The 19844-nt window shown below is 71.0% G+C and carries 17 protein-coding genes; all 17 read left to right on the top strand.

Annotation, left to right across the window (positions count from 1 at the left end):
• Positions 1–172: 172 nt before the first annotated feature.
• The 17 genes from AB0O28_RS23265 (at position 173) to rpmA (ending at position 19829) form a co-directional block, all read left to right on the top strand.
• The gene (locus AB0O28_RS23265) at positions 173–1510 is read left to right on the top strand and encodes a folylpolyglutamate synthase/dihydrofolate synthase family protein (RefSeq protein WP_363643387.1); all 1338 of its coding nucleotides are present in this window, start codon (positions 173–175) and stop codon (positions 1508–1510) included.
• Positions 1507–1857: a DUF4233 domain-containing protein gene (locus tag AB0O28_RS23260; RefSeq protein WP_363643385.1), complete on the top strand. Its 351-nt coding sequence runs from the start codon at positions 1507–1509 to the stop codon at positions 1855–1857. The genes AB0O28_RS23265 and AB0O28_RS23260 overlap by 4 nt, the downstream gene beginning before the upstream one ends.
• 11 nt (positions 1858–1868) lie before the next feature.
• On the top strand, positions 1869–3380 hold the full coding sequence (locus tag AB0O28_RS23255; RefSeq protein WP_363643383.1) for a hypothetical protein: 1512 nt from the start codon (positions 1869–1871) through the stop codon (positions 3378–3380).
• Positions 3381–3677: 297 nt separating this feature from the next.
• Positions 3678–4088 carry a nucleoside-diphosphate kinase gene (ndk, locus tag AB0O28_RS23250; RefSeq protein WP_363643381.1) on the top strand — a complete coding sequence of 137 codons (411 nt, stop codon included), beginning with the start codon at positions 3678–3680 and terminating at the stop codon, positions 4086–4088.
• Positions 4089–4307: 219 nt separating this feature from the next.
• The gene (locus AB0O28_RS23245; protein WP_139576225.1) at positions 4308–5339 is read left to right on the top strand and encodes a rod shape-determining protein; all 1032 of its coding nucleotides are present in this window, start codon (positions 4308–4310) and stop codon (positions 5337–5339) included.
• Positions 5340–5347: 8 nt separating this feature from the next.
• Complete coding sequence (locus tag AB0O28_RS23240) at positions 5348–6616, top strand: rod shape-determining protein MreC (RefSeq protein ID WP_363643379.1); 1269 nt, start codon at positions 5348–5350, stop codon at positions 6614–6616.
• A gap of 3 nt (positions 6617–6619) precedes the next feature.
• Positions 6620–7138 carry a rod shape-determining protein MreD gene (gene mreD, locus AB0O28_RS23235; protein ID WP_363643377.1) on the top strand — a complete coding sequence of 173 codons (519 nt, stop codon included), beginning with the start codon at positions 6620–6622 and terminating at the stop codon, positions 7136–7138.
• Positions 7135–9192, top strand: coding sequence for a penicillin-binding protein 2 (gene mrdA, locus AB0O28_RS23230; RefSeq protein WP_363643375.1), 2058 nt, complete (start codon positions 7135–7137; stop codon positions 9190–9192). The genes mreD and mrdA overlap by 4 nt, the downstream gene beginning before the upstream one ends.
• A 12-nt stretch (positions 9193–9204) precedes the next feature.
• Complete coding sequence (rodA, locus tag AB0O28_RS23225) at positions 9205–10377, top strand: rod shape-determining protein RodA (protein WP_363643373.1); 1173 nt, start codon at positions 9205–9207, stop codon at positions 10375–10377.
• A 126-nt stretch (positions 10378–10503) separates the two neighbouring features.
• Positions 10504–10752 carry a hypothetical protein gene (locus tag AB0O28_RS23220; RefSeq protein ID WP_363643371.1) on the top strand — a complete coding sequence of 83 codons (249 nt, stop codon included), beginning with the start codon at positions 10504–10506 and terminating at the stop codon, positions 10750–10752.
• 69 nt (positions 10753–10821) lie between these two features.
• The gene (locus AB0O28_RS23215) at positions 10822–12282 is read left to right on the top strand and encodes a hypothetical protein (RefSeq protein WP_363643369.1); all 1461 of its coding nucleotides are present in this window, start codon (positions 10822–10824) and stop codon (positions 12280–12282) included.
• Entirely contained in the window at positions 12279–13160 is an 882-nt protein-coding gene (locus AB0O28_RS23210; protein WP_363643367.1) for an aminoglycoside phosphotransferase family protein, read from the top strand. Before AB0O28_RS23215 ends, AB0O28_RS23210 begins: the two co-directional genes overlap by 4 nt.
• Positions 13161–13209: 49 nt before the next feature.
• Positions 13210–15132, top strand: coding sequence for a TIGR03960 family B12-binding radical SAM protein (locus AB0O28_RS23205; RefSeq protein ID WP_363643365.1), 1923 nt, complete (start codon positions 13210–13212; stop codon positions 15130–15132).
• A gap of 95 nt (positions 15133–15227) precedes the next feature.
• Positions 15228–15959, top strand: coding sequence for a TIGR03936 family radical SAM-associated protein (locus tag AB0O28_RS23200; protein ID WP_363643363.1), 732 nt, complete (start codon positions 15228–15230; stop codon positions 15957–15959).
• A 103-nt stretch (positions 15960–16062) separates the two neighbouring features.
• Positions 16063–19023, top strand: coding sequence for an Rne/Rng family ribonuclease (locus AB0O28_RS23195; RefSeq protein WP_363643361.1), 2961 nt, complete (start codon positions 16063–16065; stop codon positions 19021–19023).
• Between the two features lie 188 nt (positions 19024–19211).
• Positions 19212–19526 (top strand): 50S ribosomal protein L21, encoded by a 315-nt coding sequence (gene rplU / locus AB0O28_RS23190; RefSeq protein WP_030505848.1) that lies wholly within the window; start codon positions 19212–19214, stop codon positions 19524–19526.
• A 45-nt stretch (positions 19527–19571) separates the two neighbouring features.
• Positions 19572–19829 carry a 50S ribosomal protein L27 gene (rpmA, locus tag AB0O28_RS23185; protein ID WP_030505847.1) on the top strand — a complete coding sequence of 86 codons (258 nt, stop codon included), beginning with the start codon at positions 19572–19574 and terminating at the stop codon, positions 19827–19829.
• The last annotated feature ends 15 nt before the right edge of the window (positions 19830–19844 follow it).

Below are 19844 nucleotides of genomic sequence, written 5' to 3'. Positions count from 1 at the left end.
GTCAGCGCCGATGGTACTGCACCGGGGACGGTGTGGGAGAGTAGGACGCCGCCGGACAATTTTTTGGAAGGGCCATCCCGTGTGGGATGGCCCTTCTTTTTTTGCCCTCACCCGCCCGCCGCTCTTGTGGTGATCTTGCGGTTTGGGCTACCGCCTCGTGAGGGGGGTGGGCATGGGGTCCCGTACGCTGAGGGTCGTGGAATATCGAGCCGTCGAGCAAGCGATCATGGCGCGAGGAGTGGAGTGGGATTTCAGTCCCACCCTTGACCGGATCACCGCGCTGATGGAGATCCTCGGCGATCCCCAGAACTCGTACAAGGTCGTTCATATCGCGGGCACCAACGGGAAGACGAGCACCGCGCGGATGGTCGAGGCTTTGCTGCGCGAGCGCAACCTGCGGGTGGGCCGGTACACGAGCCCGCATCTGCAGTCGATGCGCGAGCGTATCTCGATCGACGGCGAGCCCTTGTCGGAGGAGCGGTTCGCCGAGGTGTACCAGGACATCGCGCCCTACCTCGAGATGATCGACGCCAAGACCGGCAAGCTGAGCTTCTTCGAGGTGCTGACGGCGATGGCGTTCGCCGCGTTCGCCGACGCTCCGGTGGACGTCGCCGTGGTCGAGACCGGTATGGGCGGCACCTGGGACGCGACGAACGTCGCCGATGGGACGGTCGCCGTCATCACGCCCATCTCGCTCGATCACACGGACTATCTCGGTCCGGACATCGCGACGATCGCCGGAGAGAAGGCCGGCATCATCAAGCCGAAGGCGACGGTCATGCTGGCGCAGCAGGCGCTGCCCGCGGCAGAGGTGCTGATGCGGCGGGCGGCCGAGGTCGGTGCGGTGGTCGCCCGTGAGGGACTGGAGTTCGGCGTGCTGCATCGCGAGCTCGCCATGGGCGGCCAGATGCTCCAGCTCAGGGGCTTGAAAGGCGTTTACGAGGACGTGTTCCTGCCGTTGTACGGTGCGCACCAGGCGGGCAACGCCGCGGGCGCCCTGGCCGCCGTCGAGGCGCTCACAGCCGGAGACGACCCGCTGGCGGAGGAGGTCGTACGGCAGGCGTTCGCCCAGGTGACGAGCCCAGGACGGCTGGAGATAGTGCGGCGCGGTCCGACCGTTCTGGTCGACGCGGCGCATAATCCCGCGGGGATGGAGGCGACGGTCGAGGCTCTGACCGAGGCGTTCGGGTTCACCCGGCTCGTCGCCGTGGTGGCCGTGATGGCGGACAAGGACGTGGACACGATCTTGGACCTGCTGGAACCGGTGGCCGAGGAGATCGTCGTCACCCGCAACTCCTCCGCGCGTTCGTTGAGCCCGGACGACCTCGCGGCCCGAGCGGAAGCCGTCTTCGGTCCGGAGCGCGTCCACGTCGAAGACCGGCTCGACGACGCCATCGACACGGGGGTGGCGCTGGCCGATCAGGGCGACGAGTTCGGCTCCGGCGTCCTCATCACCGGTTCGGTCGTGACCGCGGGCGACGCGCGCGTTCTCCTCAAGGCCGCCCGATGAGCAGCGGCGTGTTCGAGGTGACCCCCGGCATGCGCCGGCTCTGCGCGACCGTTCTCGGGATGCAGGCGATCGTCGTCGCGCTCATCATCCCGGTCGCGATCACCATCAACAACGTGTCCACGCCGCTCGCGCTGACCGTCGGGCTCGGGCTGGCCGTCCTGTGCGTGGTGGTCGCCGGCATGCTGAAACGCCCGTCCGCGTACATCGCGGGCACGGTTCTTGAAGTGCTGACAATCGCCACAGGCTTCCTGGTTCCGGTCATGTTCTTCCTCGGGGTGATCTTCGCTGCCCTGTGGATAACAGCCATCTTCGTCGCTCGCCGTGTCGAAGGGACGACGAAGCGCTAAAGTCGGCAACCATGGCCGTCCCTCCCGTACCGCAGGCTCGGGCCGCCGTGCCGGTCCGTGCCGTGCGCGTCCCTCTGCTGGTCGACGTCGTCATCGGGCTGCTCACCCTGGTGGCCCTTCCTCTGGCGCTCGTCGCCATCCCGAACACGATCTCCGTCGTGGCGGCGCTGCTGCCGCCGGGCGTGTCGCAGGTCGACATGATCCGCGCGCACGGCCTGGCGCTGCCCGCCATGCTGGTGACCGTGCCGCTCGCCGCGGTCGCGGTACGCAGGCTCCGCGCCGCGCCGATCCTCGTCGCGGGGCTCACGCTGCTCGCGCTCGCCGACGTCGCCGGAGGGTACACCGACACCGTCGCGCTCGTCGGCGTGCTGCGCGTGCTCCACGGGATCGGCGCCGGCATGCTCGTGCCGGCCACGCTGGTCGCGGCCGCGGAGCGTCCCCGGCACCGGGTGCTGCTGCCCATCTGGGCGGGTGCGCTCGCCGCCTCGCTGCTGTCGGCCCAGGCACTCGCCCTGTGGGCGATCCGTGACGTGACCTCCTGGCAGGTCACCCTCCAGCCGTACCCGCTGCTCACGGGGGTGGCGCTGGCCCTCGCCGCGGCGTATCTGGTGCTCTGGATGGTCGCCGGCGACGGCGGGACGAGGGCGGACGGGGAGATCCTGCCCGTGGGCCGGCCGACATCCGCCGAGCGTGGGCGGCTCGCGCTGGCCATCGTGCCCGCCGCCGCCATCGCGGTGCTGGGCGTCGGGATCACCTTCGACTGGCCGCCGCCCCTGGTCGTCACCGCCGCGGCTGCCGTGGTGGTGGCGATGCTGGCCCTCGCGGCGCTCGGCACGTTCGAGGGGCCTGGCGGCCGCACACTCGCCTTCGTCAACGTCGCGGTCGGGCTGGTGGTGCTGCCGACGGCCGCGCAGATGACCTACATCGAACTCGGCGGCCCGCTGGGCGGTCCCGGTCTGAAGGGCCTGTGGGTGCCGTTCCTGATCGCGGCGCTGGCCGCCCTCGTGGGCGCCGTACTCGCCGGGCGGACGCCCGAGACGTTCGCGGCCCGGATGACGGCCCTCGGTCTCGCGGCCGTCGTGGCCGGGCTGGCCGCGATCAGGCTGCTGGTTCCCGCCCCGTCCGGCACGCCGCTGGTGGTGCCGTTCGTCCTGCTGGCCGCGGGGGCGGCGGTGGCGCTGGTCGGCGCCTTCCGTACGGCGGGCCTCGGGTCGGCGATGCTGGGCCTGTCGCTGTGCTTCCCCGCGGTTCTCGCGGGCTTCCTGCTCGGCACCGGCATTCAGGTGAACCGGCTGCGCGATGCCGCCGAGACCGCGCGTGGCAACGGGAACGCCCTGGTCGAGGGGTTCATCGACGCTCTTCACACGTGGGCGCTGATCGGTGGTTTCGTCGTGGTGGGTGTGATCGTGCTCTCCTCCGTCCTGGCCCGGCGGGCCGCCGCGTCGGTCGACGGTCAGGTGGTGATCCCCGCGCCGACGCCGTCGCCGGAGGAGGACGACGGCGTCCCCGGCGGCGTGGGCTGACACAATCCCGCGAGCGTCCCGCGACACCGCCCCTGCGGGCATGCCGTGGGTGTTCCGCCGACTTTCCGCGACACCGTCGCCAAGGCCGTCCGCCGGCACCGTCCGTCGGCACCGTCCCGCGGCTTCGGACTCGTCCGATCGGAGCGGCGTTCCCGGACCGGTAAGCTGCCGTTGCGTACGGAGCTTCCCCGCCGAAGCTCCCCAGATGCTCGACGGGTGCGCCCGCGACCTGCCGGGGCACCATACGGCGAGCACGACGCCACGTGAGCCTCATCAACGACCTTAGGAGAAGAGACCGTGTCCGAGCGTACGCTTGTCCTGATCAAGCCCGACGGGGTCCGTCGCGGCCTCATCGGGGACGTCATCGGCCGCATCGAGCGCAAGGGCCTCAAGATCGTGGCGATGGACCTGCGCACGCTCGACGCCGAGACGGCCAAGGCCCACTACGCCGAGCACGCCGAGCGCCCGTTCTTCGGCGAGCTGGTGGAGTTCATCACCGGCGGCCCGCTGGTCGCGATGGTGCTCGAGGGCCCCCGGGCCGTCGAGGCGTTCCGCGCCCTGGCCGGTCTGACCGACCCGGTGAAGTCCGCGCCCGGCACCATCCGCGGCGACCACGCGCTGGAGATCGGTGAGAACGTGGTCCACGGCTCCGATTCGCCGGAGTCCGCCGCCCGGGAAATCAAGATTTTCTTTCCGGACCGTTTCTAGCCTTTGCCACACGAGAGGCCCCGGTTTAAACCGGGGCCTCTCGTGTTTTTCCAGGTGGTGACCGAGCTTAGGCAGGGGAAGGGCGGTTTTTCCGGGGGCTTGAGAGCTCGATGTGCCCAGTGATGAGCACCGACCGTTACGATTCCAATGCAATGCGTCATCCCGCACACCCGCTGAACCCGGTAACCGCTAACCACCTGAAGGAAGGCTTCCTTCCGCATGGGCAGCAAGCTGACATTCCTGGGCCGTGACATGGCTGTCGACCTTGGCACGGCGAACACTCTCGTCTACGTCCGAGGGCGCGGCATCGTCCTGAACGAGCCGTCCGTCGTCGCCATCAACGTCACGACAGGAAAGATCGTGGCAGTTGGGATAGAAGCGAAGCGGATGATCGGGCGGACGCCCGGAAACATCGTCGCGATCCGTCCCCTTAGGGACGGTGTCATCGCGGATTTCGATGTGACCGAGCGAATGCTGCGGTACTTCATCCAGAAGATCCACAAACGCCGGCACTTCGTGCGTCCGCGCATCATCGTGGCCGTGCCCAGTGGCATCACCGCGGTGGAGCAACGCGCGGTGAAGGAGGCGGGCTACCAGGCCGGGGCCCGCCGTGTGTACATCATCGAGGAACCGATGGCGGCGGCGATCGGAGCCGGCCTTCCGGTTCACGAGCCGACCGGGAACATGGTCGTCGACATCGGCGGCGGCACCACCGAGGTGGCCATCATCTCGATGGGCGGCATCGTGACCAGCCAGTCGATCCGCGTCGGGGGAGACGAACTCGACCAGGCGGTCATCGCCTTCACCAAGAAGGAGTACTCCCTGATGCTGGGCGAGCGCACCGCGGAGGAGGTGAAGATCGCCGTCGGGTCCGCCTGCGTCACCGGTGAGGACTTCCACGCCGAGGTGCGCGGCCGCGACCTGGTCAGCGGCCTCCCGAAGACGGTCGTCATCAGCGCCGAGGAGATCCGCCGATCCATCGCCGAGCCGGTCAACGCGATCGTGGACGCGGTGAAGTCGACGCTGGACAAGTGTCCGCCCGAGCTCTCGGGTGACCTCATGGACCGGGGTATCGCCGTGACCGGTGGCGGCGCCCTGTTGCGCGGCATGGTCGACCGGCTCCGCGAGGAGACCGGCATGCCGGTCCACCTGGCCGAGAACGCGCTCGACTCGGTCGCGCTCGGCTCCGGGCGGTGCGTGGAGGACTTTGAAGCCCTCCAGCAGGTGCTCGTGCCGGAGCCCCGCAACTAAGGAGCGTCATGAGAGACACCCGCCGCGCCCGTCTCATACTCGGACTCCTCCTCGCCGTGGCCTTGATCCTCATCACCGTGGATCGCCGGGCCGGGAACGACCACGTCCTCGGCCCGGTGCGCGACTTCGCGGGCGCCGTGTTCGGGAGGGTCGAGCGCGTCGGCGCCGCCGTCACCCGTCCGATCACCGGATTCGTCGGCATGCTGCGCGATGCGCCCTCCGCTCAGCGTGCCGTCGCGGACCTGCGCAAGGAGAACGCGCGGCTGCGGGACGAGGTGTCGGCGCAGCGGCTCGACAAGGCGCGGGCCGAGAAGCTGGACCGCATGCTCGGGCTGGCGGGGCTCGGCCGCTACCGCGTCGTCCCGGCCCAGGTGGTCGCGCGGCGTACGGTGGCCGGTTTCGAGGACACGGTCGAGATCGACGCCGGCACCGGCGACGGGCTCAGGCCCGACATGACGGTGCTGAGCGACGCGGGGCTGGTCGGCCGCATCGTCCAGGCCGGCCCGGACAGCTCGACGGTGGCGTTGCTGACCGACCCGGCTCTTTCGGCGGGGGCCAGGCTGGAGGGCGGCAACGAGCTCGGCGTCGTGAGCGGCCTGGGCGAGGCGGGCGGGGGCGGCAACCTCGTCAGGTTCCGCCTGCTCGACTCCACTGTGCCGATCGGAGTGGGTCGCCGGATCGTCTCGTTCGGTTCGCAGCGGAGCAAGCCGTACGTGCCGGGTGTCCCGATCGGTGTGGTCGAGCGGGTGGACAACACCCCGGGCGATGTGACAAGGACGGCCTACGCGCGGCCCTTCACCGACTTCTCCTCGCTGGACGTCGTCGGCGTGGTGGTCGCGGCGCCGAAGCGCGATCCGCGTGACGCGGTGCTGCCGCCGGTGCCGAAGCCGCCGAAGCCGCGACCCGAGGAGCCGCGGCGCGGCGACGGGAGCCGTGGGCAGGCGGGCGCCTCGCTGGAGGCCGAGTGGGGGCTCGGCGACCGGGGCCACGACGATCGGGGCCACGGCGCGGGCGACGAGTCGAGGGCCGCGACCGAACGGCAGGCGCGCGAGGGCCGGCCCGAGGCCGCTCGGGAGCGGCGCGGCCGGCACGGCACGCAGGCCGTGGACGGAGAGCAGCGCGCCCACGAGCGGTACGCCCAAGAGCCCGAGCGGTACGCCCAAGAGCCCGAGCGGTACGCCCAGGAGCAGGAGCAGTACGCCGCAGACGAGCCGCGCGACGCGCCTCGGCAGCACGACGGCGCCGCGGCGGACGACGGCCGCGGCGGGAGGAACTGAACGATGGCCCGCAACCTCATCGCCGCGCTGCTGCTCTTCGTCGCTCTGGTGCTCCAGGTCAGCGTGGTAAACCGGCTGCTGTTCTCCTGGGCGCCCGACCTGGTGCTCCTGACGGTCGCCGCGCTCGCGACCAGGCGCGGGCCCGTGCCCGGCGCGGTGATCGGTTTCTGCGGGGGGCTGGCCTACGACCTGCTGCCGCCCTCCAACCACACGCTGGGCCAGTACGCACTGGTCCTGTGCGCGCTCGGCTACGCGGCCGGACGCGTGGGAGAGCGCGTGCCGCTGCCCGCGGTGGCGGCGTGCGCGGTGGTCGCGCCCGGCATGCTGGCCGGTCTGGGCGCGTTGATCGGCGCTCCGGGGATCACCTGGCCGGTGCTGGCCACGGCATGGCCCCGGGCCGCGATCTGCAATCTCGTGGCCGCTCCGCTCGTGCTCCGGGCGGTCAAGGTCGTGCACGGCGGCCACCGGAGGAGCACGGGCCGTGGCGAGCTCGTGCCGAACTGGAGACGGGGGACGGCATGACACGTTTGCGCGGGCGCCTGCTCGTCCTGCAGGTGCTGGTCATCGCCATGATCGTGGTGCTCGTCGTCCGGCTGTGGCAGGTCCAGGTGGTGCAGGGGTCGCGGTTCGTCACGGTCGCGACGGAGACGCGCACCCGAGAAGTGCGGGTCCCCGCTCTGCGGGGGGCGATCCTCGACTCCTCCGGCCGCCCGCTCGTGCGCAACCGCACGACGCTGGTGGTCTCGGTGGACCGCGGCCGGTTGGAGCGGATGCCGGACGGCGGCGACGCGGTCCTGCGCCGGCTGTCCGCCGTGCTGAAAGTGCCGCTGTCGAAGCTGAAGCAGGAGATCCGGGCATGCGGTCCCGGCGTCAGCCGCCCGTGCTGGCCCGGCTCGCCGTACACGCCGATCCCGGTCGCCACCAACGTCAACCCGCGGGCGGCGCTGCAGATCCTGGAACGCCAGGAGGACTTCCCCGGCGTCACGGCCGACATCCAGGCGATCCGCGACTATCCCAGCGGCAAGGACGCCGCGCAGTTGCTCGGTTACCTGCAGCCGGTGACGCAGAGCGAGCTGGAGAAGCGGGAGGGGCTCAAGGCCAACTACTCGGGCGTCGACCTCACCGGCCGCGACGGCCTGGAGCGGACCTACGACTCCGCACTGCGCGGCACGCCCGGCCTGCGCAACGTCCAGGTGGACCGGATGGGCAAGGTGATCACGGTCAACCAGCAGTCCGACCCGGTTCCCGGCGACATCCTGGTGACCAGCATCGACGCCAACGTGCAGCGCGTCGTCGAGAAGTCGCTCGACCAGGCCATGCAGGAGGTGCCCAACTCCGACGGCGCCGCCGGCGTGGTGCTCGACGTGAAGACCGGCCGCGTGATCGCGATGGCCAGCCGGCCGACGTACGACCCCAGGGTCTGGACGGGCGGCATCGCCGAGAAGGACTACCGCCGACTGCTGTCGGACAAGTCGGGCAAGCCGCTGGTGTCGCGGGCGATCGCCGGCGAGTACGCCCCGGGTTCGACCTTCAAGATCAGCTCAGCGTCCGCGATGGTCGCCGACGGCGAGCCGCTGCACGGCACCTATCAGTGCCCGAGTTCCTACAACGTGGAAGGCCGGTCCTACCCGAACGCGGGCGGCATGAGCCTGGGCGCGATCTCGCTCCACGAGGCGCTGGTGAAGTCGTGCGACACCGTGTTCTACAAGGCCGGATACGAGGAGTGGCTGCGCGACGGCGGCAAGACGCCCAAGGCCAAGGTCAAGGAGCCGATGCCGAACATGGCCAAGGCCTACGGCTTCGGCAAGCGCACCGGCGTCGACCTGCCCGGCGAGTCCGCGGGCCGCATTCCGACCCGGGCGTGGAAGCTCGACCTGTACAACTCCACCAAGTCGGAGATGTGCAAGCGGGCCAAGATCGGCTACCCGGAGATGAAGGACCAGAGCCGGGCCGCGTTCGCCAAGCGGCTGGCCAACGAGAACTGCCTGGAGGGCATGATCTTCCACGCCTACGAGGCGGTCAACCTCTCGATCGGCCAGGGAGACGTCCTGGTCACGCCCCTCCAGCTCGCCCGGGCGTACGCGGCGCTGCTCGGCGACGGCAACGTCCGCAGCCCGCGTGTCGGCTGGGCGCTGATGCGCCCGGACGGCACCCTTAAGCAGGAGATCCCGGTCCCGATCGTGGGGCACCTGCCGGTCAACGACGAGACCCGCACCTATATCCGTAAGGCGCTCAGCGAGGTGCCCTCGGACGGCACGGCGGCGGGCGCGTTCCGCGGGTTCCCGCTGAACATCGTCAAGATCGGCGGCAAGACCGGTACAGCGGAGGTCTACGGCAAGGAGGACACGTCGTGGTTCGCGTCCTTCGCGCCCGCGGACAATCCGCGGCTGGTCACCGTGGTCATGGTGGCGCAGGGCGGCTTCGGCGCCTCGACCGCCGCGCCCGCCGTGCGGCGCATCTGGGAAGGGATCTTCGGGCTCGGCAAGGGGGACAACGGCAAGCCGATCAAGCCGGCGCTTCCGGACGGCAAACCGGTGACGCGGCTGCCGGCCATCAGCCGCGACAACACGCAGTGAGGCGGGCCTGCCATGACTGAGGCCATCGGGGTACGACGGAGGTCGTTCGCGAGCCGCGTCGTCGGCCGGGGATCGGTCTTCTGGCGGATGGACTGGCTGCTGTTCGGAGCGGTTGCCGCGCTCAGTGTGATCGGCACGCTGCTGGTGTGGTCGGCCACCCGGACGTGGTCGTCGATCGAGCCGACGGGCATGGCCAAGAAGCATGTGCTCAACCTGCTCATCGGCCTGGCCCTCTACAGCGCGGTCGCGGTGACCGACTATCGCTGGCTGCGCACGTACGCGCCTGTCTTGTACGGCATCGCCGTCGTCGGGCTGATCCTGGTGATCAGCCCGATGGGTTCGACGGTCAACGGCCACCACTCGTGGATTCTGCTGGGCGGGGGCTTCGCCCTGCAGCCCGCCGAGCTGATGAAACCGGCGCTGGTGGTCATGCTGGCCCGGCTGCTGGTCCCGACGTCGGAAAAGGGGAAGGTCAAGGACCGCCCGAGGGCCGCCGGTCTCGCGCTGTCCCTCGCGGCGGCGGGCGGCGCGGCGGCGCTGGTCATGCTGGAACCCGACCTCGGCACCACGATGGTGCTGATGGCGACGACCGGCGCCGTCGTCGTCCTCGCCGGGATACGCAAGCGCTGGGTCGTGGCAGGGGTGCTGCTCGCGGCCCTCGTGGCGGTGGCGGTGTGGTCGCTGGGTCTGCTCAAGCCGTACCAGGTGGCCCGGTTCACCGCGCTCATCGACCCGTCGAGCGACCCCCGCGGCGTGGGCTACAACAGCACGCAGGCGCTGGTGGCGATCGGCTCGGGCGAGGTGTTCGGCAAGGGCCTGTTCCACGGCGGCCAGACCACGGGACGGTTCGTGCCCGAGCAGCACACCGACTTCATCTTCACCGTCGCGGGCGAGGAGCTCGGCTTCGTCGGAACGGTCACCGTGGTGGCCCTGCTCGGTGTGGTGCTGCTGCGCGGTGCGCGCATCGCCCGGATGTGCGGCGACCGGTTCAGCGCGCTCGTCTCCGGCGGCATCGTCGCGTGGCTGGCCTTCCAGACACTCGTCAACGTCGGCATGACCATCGGCATCATGCCGATCACCGGAGTGCCGCTGCCGTTCGTCTCCTACGGCGGCACCGCGACGTTCGCGAACATGACGGCGGTGGCCATTCTGCAGGCGATCCATCTCAGGTCACGGCCCGTGTGACCCGGCGCCCTATGAGAGCCGTCCGCAGGGTGGCGGCTCGCGGCTCTCACTGGCATCCGCACCGTGCGTCGAACACTATGGGAACGAAACAGGTTCGGGGGTTGAACGAACCATTACGGAGGAGCGGTGACTCCGGACGACGAGACGCGGGAGCGCCAGCGCGCCCTTGACCTGCTGCGCAGGGCCTTCCCCGACTACCGGATCGTGTACGGCGGCGGACGATGGGCCGCCGCGGCCGCGGGCGACCCGCCGACGGTGTGGTTCGCCGAGACGCCGGCCAGCCTGTGCGGGCAGCTCTTCACGGCCCAGTTGCGCCGTGGCGGGACGGTCGTTCCTCTCCGGCTGGAGGAGAGCGACTCCCAATGCGCGAGGTGACAGTGTGCGAGGTGACCGGTTCGTGACATGGACGACGTTAGCGTGCCGGTGTCACCACTGGGAGAGCCGATGACGACACCCTCACGCGGCGGGGACCGGTCCCCCATCCAAATCGCCGGCGGCATCCGCGAGCGCACCCTCGCCGCTCTCGGGGAGCCGCCGACGACCGCGGTCTTCCATCAGATCGCCGAGGAGATCCACCTCTGTTGCCCGCGGCTGACCCGTTTCAAGTGCCTGCGCCTGGCGTACGGGTGGACGGTCGAGGAGGCGATCGAGCGCTTCCACGCGATGTGCGACCGCGAGCAGGTCAAGCGCAGAGGCCTGAGCGAGAGGTCGTGGCGGGAGTGGGAGGCCGGGGCCCGGCCCGACCGCGACTACACCGACCTGCTGTGCCGCCTGTTCGAGACGGGCCCGGTGCAGCTCGGGTTCGCCCGGGACTACACGCCCCCGGAGATGCGCCGCCCCGAGGCGTGGCGGCGCCCCTCCACGCCCGACCTGATCAGCACCGCCGCGCAGGAGGCGAGCGAGCACGCCGAGCGGGTCGAGGCGAGCGAGATCGGCGACAGCACGCTGGAGCGGCTGCGCACGCAGGTGATCTGGCTGTCCCGGCGGTACGTCTGGGAGGCGCCGCTGCCGCTGTTCGTCGAGATGCGGGCGCTGCAGGAGCAGACCCGCCGGGCCCTGGAGCGGCGCGTCCACCCGGGCCAGGCCGGTGAGCTGTACTTCCTGGCGGGGACGCTGTGCGGGCTGATGGCCAACGCGAGCATGGACATGGGCCGGCGCGTGCCCGCCGATACCCTCGCCCGCGCGGCGTGGACGTACGGCAGGATCGCCGGCCACCGGTCGCTCATGGGCTGGGCCCGCGGCATGCAGGCGTCGGTCGCGCTGTGGGACCGGCGGTACGAGGACGCGGCGGGCTATGCCGAGGACGGCCTCACCCAGCTGCCACGGGGTCAGGGCGGCGCGCGGCTGCACATGCTGCGCGCGCGGGCGGGGGCGATGCTCGGCTGGACCCGCGAGGCCGAGGACGACCTGCTCAAGGCGGCGGACGCCCGGGAGTCGGGCGCGGGCGACGAACTGCACGACGGCTTCGCCGGGGAGTTCTCCTTCCGGCCCGCCAAGCACGCCTACTACACGGCGGTCACGCACCTGCACCTCGGCCAGCCCGTCCGGGCGATCGAGCAGGCCCGCACCGCGCTCGGCCTGTACGCGCGGGAGGACCGGCAGAACCGGTCGTACGGCTGCGAGGCGATGGCCGGCGCCCACCTCGCGGTCGCGCACCTGATGGAGGACGATCCCGGCGGGGCCGAGCAGGCACTGACCCCACTGCTCGCCCTGCCGCCCGAGCGCAGGATCGACAGCCTCGCCGAGACCCTCCAGTCCACCCGGGCCATGGTGCGGGGGGAGCTCGCCGAGCGGCTCGAGTCGTTCTGCGCGACCGGCCTGCCCCAGTCGGCCGCCCGGGCGCTGCCCGAGACCCTGCCGGGGACACCGTCCGAGGCGCCGCGCAGTGAGGGAGGGACGCGATGAGTGTCTCCACCGTCGCCGGCACCCCGCCCGCGCTCGCCGAGGCGTGCCGCCAGGCGGGGCTCAGCGCCGACGGCGCCCGGCTGCTGCGCAGTTTCGCCAACACGGTGTACCACCTGCCGGGGGAGGGGGTCGTCGTCCGCCTCGCGGAGGCGGGCACTCCCGGCAAGTACGACCGCCTTGTCACCTCGCTCAAGGTCACCCGCTGGCTGCACGAGCAGGGATTTCCCGTGACGCTGCCGCTCGACGTGCGCCAGCCGCTGGCCGTCGAGGGCTGCCTGGCGACCTTCTGGCACTACGAGGACGGCGCGGACGACGGCGATCCGGTCCCGCTCGGCCTGCTGCTGCGGTGGCTGCACTCCCTGCCGCCGGTCCCGTTCGCGCTGCCGACCTACGATCCTTTCGGCCGCGTGCGGCGGGCCGTACGTGCCAGTCTCGTGCTGGACGGCGAGGAGCGGGAGTGGCTGCTGCGCCGGTGCGCGGCGCTGGAGGAGGCGTACTACGAGCGGGTCGAGTTCGCCCTGCCGTACGGGCTGATCCACGGGGACGCGCACCGGGGCAACCTCATCCGCACCGCGGACCGGATCCTGCTGTGCGACTGGGACTCGGCCGGCGCCGGGCCGCGCGAGATCGACCTGGTGCCCACGTTGCAGGGCGCCAGGTTCGGCCTGGCGGACGCGCAGCGCGACGGCTTCGCCCAGGCGTACGGGTGCGACATAAGGGACTGGCCGGGCTACCCGGTGCTGCGCGACATCAGGGAGCTGCAGACGCTGACGGCCGTGCTGCGCATCGGGCACCGGGACGCCGTGGCGCACGCCGAACTGCGCCATCGCCTGGCCTCGCTGCGCGCGGGCGACGACCGGATCTGGCACCCCTTCTGACGGCGGGAGATCCGCAGGGGACACTCGCGGGAGCCGATACCCTGGAAGCATGTCTGTCGAGTCGTTGTTTTCCCGCCTGGAGCCGCTGCTGCCCAAGGTGCAGAAGCCGATCCAGTACGTCGGGGGCGAGCTGAACTCGACGGTCAAGGACTGGGACGAGGCGACCGTCCGGTGGGCCCTGATGTACCCGGACGCCTACGAGGTCGGCCTGCCCAACCAGGGGGTGCAGATCCTCTACGAGATCCTCAACGAGCTGCCCGAGACGCTGGCGGAGCGCACCTACGCGGTGTGGCCCGATCTCGAGGCGCTCATGCGGTCCGAGGGCGTCCCGCAGTTCACCGTGGACGGCCACCGGCCGGTTCGCGCGTTCGACGTCCTCGGGGTGTCGTTCGCCACCGAACTCGGCTACACGAACCTCCTCACCGCGCTCGACCTGGCGGGGATCCCGCTGGAGGCGGCGGACCGCACCGACGAGGACCCGATCGTGCTGGCGGGCGGTCACGCCGCGTTCAACCCGGAGCCGATCGCCGACTTCCTCGACGCCGCGGTGCTCGGTGACGGCGAGCAGATCGCCATCGCGATTTCCGAGGTGCTGCGCGAGTGGAAGGCCGAGGGGTCGCCCGGCGGCCGCGACGAGCTGCTGATGCGTCTCGCCTCCACCGGCGGGGTGTACGTCCCGAAGTTCTATGACGTCGAGTACCACCCGGACGGCCGCATCATGCGCGTCGTCCCCAACCGCGACGGCGTGCCGACGCGCGTGTTCAAGCACACGGTCATGGACCTCGACGAGTGGCCGTATCCGAAGAAACCGCTGGTCCCGCTCGCCGAGACCGTGCACGAGCGGTTCAGCGTCGAGATCTTCCGGGGCTGCACCCGGGGCTGCCGCTTCTGCCAGGCGGGGATGATCACCCGTCCGGTCCGGGAGCGGTCGATCACCACGATCGGCGACATGGTCGAGGCGGGGATCAAGGAGTCCGGCTTCAACGAGGTCGGGCTGCTCTCGCTGTCCAGCGCGGACCACTCCGAGATCGCCGATGTGACCAGGGGTCTCGCCGACCGCTACGAGGGCAGCCAGGTCGGCCTGTCCCTGCCGTCCACCAGGGTCGACGCGTTCAACATCGACCTGGCGAACGAGTTGTCCCGCAACGGCCGTCGTTCCGGGCTCACGTTCGCGCCGGAGGGCGGATCCGAGCGGATGCGCAAGGTGATCAACAAGATGGTCACCGAGGAGGACCTGATCCGCACGGTCACCACCGCCTACTCCAACGGCTGGCGGCAGGTGAAGCTCTACTTTATGTGCGGGCTGCCGACGGAGGAGGACGAGGACGTCCTCGGCATCGCCGACCTGGCCAAGAAGGTCATCAAGGCGGGCCGTGACGCGACGGGTTCGCGTGACATCCGCTGCACGGTCTCCATCGGCGGGTTCGTGCCCAAGCCGCACACCCCGTTCCAGTGGGCCGCCCAGTGCGACCACGAGACGGTGGACCGCCGGCTGCGCGCGCTGCGCGACGCCCTGCGCTCCGACAAGGAGTACGGCAGGGCGATCGGCTACCGCTACCACGACGGCAAGCCGTCGATCGTGGAGGGGCTGCTGTCGCGTGGTGACCGCCGGGTGGGCCGGGTCATCCGCGCCGTCTGGGAGGACGGCGGCCGGTTCGACGGCTGGAGCGAGCACTTCTCGTTCGAGCGGTGGATGGCGGCGGCGGAGCGTGCCCTGGCCGACGAGCCGGTGGACGTGGACTGGTACACGATCCGTGAGCGGGACGAGCACGAGGTGCTCCCCTGGGATCACCTCGACGCCGGTCTCGACCGCGAGTGGCTGTGGCAGGACTGGCAGGACGCGCTGGGCGACGTGGAGGTCGAGGACTGCCGCTGGACGCCCTGCTACGACTGCGGCGTCTGCCCCACGATGGGGACGGAGATCCAGATCGGCCCCACGGGCAGGAAACTTCTGCCACTCACCGTGATCTGACGCTCACGGCCTATCCTGAGACAACGATCGACCGACACCGGAAGGACGACGGAACTCTGAAACCCGTTCCCGACGGGCCCGCGCCCGAACCGACGGTGCAGCGCCTGCGTGTGCGCTACGCCAAGCGGGGCCGCCTGCGTTTCACCAGCCACCGTGACATCTCCCGCGCCGTCGAACGGGCGGTGCGGCGAGCCGGCATCCCGGTGGCCTACAGCGCCGGCTTCAGCCCCCACCCGAAGATCTCCTATGCCGGCGCCGCCCCCACCGGAGTGGCGAGCGAGGCCGAGTACCTCGAGATCGGGGTGAACCGGCCATGTGACCCGCGGCGGGTTCGCGACGACCTCGACGCCTCGTTGCCGCCGGGACTGGACGTGCTCGACGTGGTGGAGGCGCGGGACGGGAACCTGGCCGACCGGCTGGAGGGCTCGTCGTGGGAGCTGCGGCTCCCCGGGGCCGATCCGGGCGAGGCGGAGCGGGCGGTGAAGGAGTTCCTGGCGGCCGACCAGGTGGAGGTCGAACGCCTGACCAAGAAGGGAATGCGGCGGTTCGACGCCCGCCAGGCGGTGCGTTCGCTCGCCGTGCTCGACGGTCCGGGAATTACGGCAGGTCAGGAGACCGTTCAACCGTGTGTCATACTTCGTATGGTTGTTCGGCACGAAACACCTGCCGTCCGGCCCGATGACGTGCTCATGGGTCTGCGTCTCGTGGCAGGCTTCGCGCCGCCGTCACCCGCAGCGGTGACCAGGCTGGCGCAGGGGCCGCTCGACGCGATGACCGGTGAGCCCGCCGACCCGTTCGCTTTCGACCGGGCAGGCGGAGACCGATAAGACTTGCCGCCGAGGCGCCGACAGGAAGCCCGGCGGACCGCGAGAGACGAGAGCCTCCGCGCGGCGCGGAGACGTGCCCGGAGGCTGACGGGAGAGCGCCCGCATGCTCGACAACGAGCCCACTGACGGGGCTGTGAGCCTTGACGGTGACACGACAACGGAAGAACGCGGCCAGGCCGGGGGAGACGCTGTTTCCTCCGGTCCCTCCGGCGTGCGCAAGACGCCGCGCCGCCGGGCGGCGAGCCGCCCGGCCGGGCCTCCGCCCGAGCCGGACGACCTGCCGCCGCCGGTGACCACGGTGGCCGCGGCCAGCATGCCGAAGGCTGCCGAAAGCACTGCGCCGAAGGTTGCCGAAAGCACGGCGCCGCAGGCCGCGGAGACCACCGCGCCGGAGGTGGCCGAGGCCACGGCGTCGGCCGCGCAGGCCGAGCCGGTGACACCGGAGGAGCCGGTCGCGAAGGAACGGCCCAAGCGGGTCACCCGCCGTCGTACCAAGACCGCCGAGCCGGCCGTCCTCGAGACGCCGGCCGTCCTCGAGACGCCGGCCGTTCCCGAGACGCCGGCCGTTCCCGAGACAGCGCCGGCGGAGGCCGCCCTCGTGGAGACGGCGACGACCGGGGACGACGAGCCGGCCGCGCCCACCCGGCGACGCCGCACCCGCAAGAGGACCGACGAGAGTGAGCCGTCGCCCCAGCAGCCTGAGCAGGCAGAGGAGGCGGTGCAGGCCGAGGAGTCCCCGGCCCCCCGGCGCCGTCGCCGGGCCCGCGCGGAAGAGCCGGCGACGGAACGATCCAGGGCGATGAGCGCCGCGGAGGCCGAGGTCGCCGCCGCGCTGCGCCTCAACCTCCCCGATGAGGAGCCGCTCGACGACGAGCCGCTCGACATCGAGGACGTCGACATCGAAGACGACGACGCCGAGGAGGACGGCGGGCGGCCGGACGTGGTGGCCGATCCCTTCGGGCTCTCGGCTCGGCAGGCGTCCGTACCCTCGGTGACCTTCCAGGCGCCGTCGGCGTTGTTCCAGCCGCTCTTCCAGGCCCCCGACCCGTTCGCGGTGCCCGCGCCGCGGCCCGCGTCGCCGGCCGAGCCGGTGTCCGCCGACGAGGAGGAGCCGGAGGAGCCCGGGGAGACGACCGAGTCCGGCGAGGACGAGTCCGAGGCGGATGGCGGCGGCCGCAGGCGGCGGCGCCGCCGCGGCGGGCGCGGACGCGGCGCCCGTGCCAGGGACACCGAGGACGGCGAGGACGGCGAGGAGCCCGAAGGCGAGGGCGAGGAGCCGCAGTCCGCGTCGGCCGAGGAGGAGGACCGCGAGCAGGCGGAGGACGACGCCGAGGGCCAGACCGGCACCCGGCGCCGTCGGCGCCGTCGCCGCCGGGGCACCGAGGAGGCCGAGCTGGCCCCCGACGACCCGCCGAACACCGTCGTCCGCATCCGGGCGCCCCGCGCCACCAGGTCCACCTCGGTGGACGAGGTCCAGGGCGTACGGGGATCGACCCGGCTGGAGGCGAAGAAGCAGCGCCGCCGCGAGGGCCGCGAGCTGGGCCGCCGCCGTCCCCCGATCATCACGGAGTCGGAGTTCCTGGCCCGGCGCGAGTCGGTCGAGCGGATCATGGTGGTGCGCCGCCAGGGCGGCCGCACCCAGATCGCGGTGCTCGAGGACGGCATCCTCGTCGAGCACTACGTCGACAGGGAGTCCAGCCAGTCGTACGTCGGCAACGTCTATCTCGGCAAGGTCCAGAACGTGCTGCCCTCGATGGAGGCGGCGTTCGTGGACATCGGCAAGGGTCGCAACGCCGTGCTGTACGCCGGCGAGGTGAACTTCGACACCGCGGGGCTGGAGGGCCAGCCCAAGCGGATCGAGGCGGCGCTGAAGTCCGGGCAGTCGGTGCTCGTCCAGGTCACCAAGGACCCGATCGGCCACAAGGGCGCCAGGCTGACCTCCCAGATCAGCCTCCCCGGCCGCTACCTGGTCTATGTGCCGGACGGCTCGATGACCGGCATCAGCCGCAAGCTCCCCGACAAGGAGCGGGCGCGGCTGAAGCAGATTCTGCGCAAGGTCATGCCGGAGAACGCGGGCGTCATCGTGCGCACGGCCGCGGAGGGCGCCTCGGAGGAGGAGCTCAGCCGCGACGTCGCCCGGCTGTCGGCGCAGTGGGAGAACATCCAGCGCAAGGCCAAGTCGGCCAGCCCGCCGGAACTGCTGTCCGGCGAGCCCGACCTGACCGTCCGGGTGGTCCGCGACGTCTTCAACGAGGACTTCAGCTCCCTGGTCGTCGAGGGCGACGAGGCGTGGACGACCGTGGACGAGTACGTCCGCTACGTCGCCCCGCACCTCGCCGAGCGGCTGACGAAGTGGGAGGAGGAGACCGACGCCTTCTCCGCCTACCGCATCGACGAGCAGATCGCCAAGGCGATGGAGCGCAAGGTGTGGCTGCCGTCCGGCGGTTCCCTGGTGATCGACCGGACCGAGGCGATGACGGTCGTCGACGTCAACACCGGTAAGTTCACCGGGCAGGGCGGCAACCTCGAGGAGACCGTCACCCGCAACAACCTGGAGGCGGCCGAGGAAATCGTCCGCCAGCTCAGGCTGCGGGACATCGGCGGCATCATCGTGATCGACTTCATCGACATGGTTCTGGAGAGCAACCGCGATTTGGTGCTCCGGCGGCTGCTGGAGTGCCTGGCGCGGGACCGGACCAAGCACCAGGTGGCGGAGGTCACCTCGCTGGGTCTGGTGCAGATGACCCGTAAGCGGGTCGGCCAGGGCCTTCTGGAGGCGTTCTCCACGCCGTGTGACTGCTGTCACGGGCGCGGGATCATCGTCTCGACCGAGCCGGTCGAGGCGAAGCCCGAGCCGCGCGGCACGCAGGGCAAGATGGCCATCGAGAAGTCGGTGGCCGAGAAGCTGGCGGCGAGCGAGAGCTCGGTCGCCGCGGCGTCGGGTTCGGCGCGCGAGAGCGTCACGGACGCCATCGACGCCGATCCCAACGGCTCCGACGAGGGCGAGAGCTCCGCGTCGTCTTCCCGGGGACGGCGACGTTCCCGCAGGAAGACGGCGGAGTAACGACTTCGTCATCCGGCGGTCCGCTCGGTTCGACCTGGGTACCGGATATCCGGTACCCTAGGCAATCGGTGCGCCCGGTGTCGGCGTGCCTGGCTTCGCGCGCCTGCCCGGATCGCCGGTCGTGTTATCGACAGCAGCTGGATGCGGGGCGCGGCATCTCAGCATTTAGCCAGTAGAAGGGTTCCGCGGTGTACGCGATCGTTCGTTGCGGCGGCAGGCAGCAGAAGGTCTCCGTCGGGGACGTCCTCGAGGTGGACAAGGTCGCCGGCGAGGTTGGCTCCTCGGTGTCGCTGCCGGCGGTGCTCGTCGTCAACGACGGCGATGTCACCACCGACGCAGCCACGCTTTCCCGGTTCCAGGTGACCGCCGAGATCCTCGGCGAGACCAAGGGCCCGAAGATCCGGATTCTGAAGTACAAGAACAAGACCGGATACAAGAAGCGCCAGGGTCACCGTCAGCGGTACACCCAGGTCAAGGTCACCGGCATCAACCCCGGACAGTAGTTTCCCGGGGGACGACCCCCGCTTACCCCCGAAAGGGAGTGAACCATGGCACACAAGAAGGGCGCCTCGTCCACCCGGAACGGCCGTGACTCGAACGCTCAGCGCCTCGGTGTGAAGCGTTTCGGCGGTCAGCTGGTGAACGCGGGCGAGATCATCGTCCGTCAGCGCGGCACGCACTTCCACCCCGGCGACAACGTCGGCCGTGGTGGCGACGACACGCTGTTCGCCCTGGCCACCGGCCGGGTGCAGTTCGGCACCAAGCGCGGTCGCCGCGCGGTGAGCATCGTCCCGGCCGCGGAGTAGATCCGCCCCGGACAT

The sequence above is a fragment of the Microbispora sp. NPDC088329 genome, from assembly GCF_040685655.1.
Lineage (GTDB): Bacteria > Actinomycetota > Actinomycetes > Streptosporangiales > Streptosporangiaceae > Microbispora.
This window is presented reverse-complemented; position numbering and strand designations above follow the sequence as displayed.